The sequence below is a fragment of the Microbacterium sp. HMWF026 genome, from assembly GCF_003061325.1.
Taxonomy (GTDB): domain Bacteria; phylum Actinomycetota; class Actinomycetes; order Actinomycetales; family Microbacteriaceae; genus Microbacterium; species Microbacterium testaceum_E.
This window is the reverse complement of the sequence record NZ_QAJB01000226.1, coordinates 1-2,132: the sequence shown is the minus strand read 5'-3', so window position 1 is coordinate 2,132 and position 2,132 is coordinate 1. Positions and strand designations below refer to the sequence as shown.

General features: G+C 72.6%; 1 protein-coding gene and 1 pseudogene. Both read right to left on the bottom strand.

Annotated elements, in window-relative coordinates:
- Window positions 1-130: 130 nt before the first annotated feature.
- Complete coding sequence (locus tag DBR36_RS09205; RefSeq protein ID WP_181373540.1) at window positions 131-691, bottom strand: DUF559 domain-containing protein; 561 nt, start codon at window positions 689-691, stop codon at window positions 131-133.
- A 648-nt stretch (window positions 692-1,339) separates the two neighbouring features.
- Window positions 1,340-2,132: pseudogene (locus DBR36_RS09200) on the bottom strand (hypothetical protein); the annotation flags it as partial.

Here is a 2,132-nt window from a genome sequence, read left to right as displayed (position 1 = left end):
GGGTCACGGCATCTCGGTCCGGCGTGTCGTGGACACTCAGCCGCTCGTGGGCGCGGCCTCGGCCCGGCGAGTGTCCAAAACACCCGGTCGTTCTCGAAGAGCCTCCGGGTGTTCTGGACACTCGATCGGCCTACGGGCGCCATCCGCGAGCGCGCAGGGCGCTTTCGACGGGTGCAACGACGCGACCGGCCGGGTCGCGGAGGTGGTGGTCCACGACGCGCACGAGCACCCAGCCCTGCGCGGCGATCGCTGGCCATCGGTCGGCGTCCCGGCGGAACTGTCGCAGGTCAGCATGCTGCCGTCCGTCGTACTCGACGGCCACGCGGTACCGGGGATACGAGAGGTCGAGGCGAGCGATGAAGCGACCTGTCTCGCCATCTCGCAGGTCACGGTTGAGCTCGGGTTCCGGTAGTCCGGCTCGGATGAGGATGAGGCGCAGGAGCGACTCTCGCGGTGACTCCGATCCCGCCCGCAGGAGGGGCAGCGCCGTTCTCAGGTCTGCGCTTCCGCGTCGGCTGATCCGCCGTGCCGCGTCTTCGAGGTCGGCGTCATCCGCCAGCCGTCGGGTGAGGATGGCGTCGCCGACCGCGACCAGATCGTCGACGCCGTGGAGCGACGCGAGTTCTGCCCACGTTTCGGCCGGTGTGGGAACGGGAAGACCGTGACGGAGCGTCAGGAAGTCAGACGCCACGTCGAGCCGATGTCCGACGACACCTCGCGTTCTCGGTTCTCGTGCCGGCGGGCGAGCTGAGACATGCAGATCCGACGGGTGGGGCGAGGGGAGAGGGAGATCCTACAAGGCGGCCGCCGTGGTGTGGCTGAAAAACTGCGCCGAGGTCAGACGCGGTTCGTAAGCGCGACATCGAGCCACAACGTCGATGGCAGTTGACTCCGCCATTGTTCGGATGCCGTGGAACGGAGCGCGCAGGTCGGACGCGGCGAGCCGGTCACGAGGGACTCCGAGTCTCCGGGCCTCGCTCACGGTGAACGCGGGTCCGAGTTCGCGAGGAAGAGTCTGCCGTTTCATGCGACGACTTCATCGCAGGCGGTCCTCTTCTCGCCGCGGGTGGGCACACTTCTGGGGACGGACCGGGCGATATCGGTTCGGGGGAGGAGGCGCCGGACCCCGCGGGCGCATGCCCTCGCTTCCGCACCCGAACGAGTGTCCGAAACACCCGGACGCCCTCGAAAGACGTCCGGGTGTTTCGGACACTCGGTGTGCGACCGCCGGCCCGCGGGCAGCGCGCCCGCCGCGCCGCGCGGGTCAGGCGGGCGCGGACCGGCGCACCGCCCGGGCCGACGCGGGCGCACGGCGCGGACCGGCGCGCGCCGGCGCGGGTCAGGCGGGCTGGGCGGCGGCGCGTGCGGTGGTCGTGCGGCGGCGCACCACGATCAGCGTGGTGGCGATGAGCGACAGCACCGCCCAGACGACGAGACCGGCGACGCCGGCCCCGACCCCGCCGGCCGACGACAGTGCGCCGAGCATCGCGTCGTACACCGGCGCGGTGGGAAGCAGCGACGCGACGGCGGCCAGTGCGGGCGGGACGGTCGACACGATGCTCGCCCCGAGCGCGAGGGCACCCACGACGGCGGCGACCCAGCGCCCCGCTCCGCCGAACACGGCGACCAGCGCCTGGTGCACGGCCGCGAATGCGATGCCCGCGGCGACGCAGACGAGGGCGAACACCGCCCAGTCGCCCCAGTCGTAGTCGGATGCCACCTGCACGACCGCGGCGACCAGCAGACCCTGCACGGCTCCGACGAGGGCCGCGGGGGCGAAGCCGCGCAGGGCGACCAGGGCCGAGGGGCGGCGGCTCGTCAATGCGCGAGCCGACACGGCCTGGAACGCCACGAACGAGGCCAGACCGCCGAACCACAGCACGGCCATGGCCAGCAGCGGCACGGCCGCGACGCCGAACAGCGAGTCGCTCACGCCGGTCGCCGACACGGGATCGGCGACGACGTCGGCGAGGCTCGTCGCCTGCGCGTCGGTGTAGGTCGGCAGCTGCTCCACTGCGGTGTCGAGACCGCCGGCGAGCGACGAGGTGCCCGAGGCCACCTGGCCCACGCCGTCGGCGAGCTGCGCCGCGCCGTCCTCGGACAGGGAGACTCCGGATGCCAGCTGCGCGGCG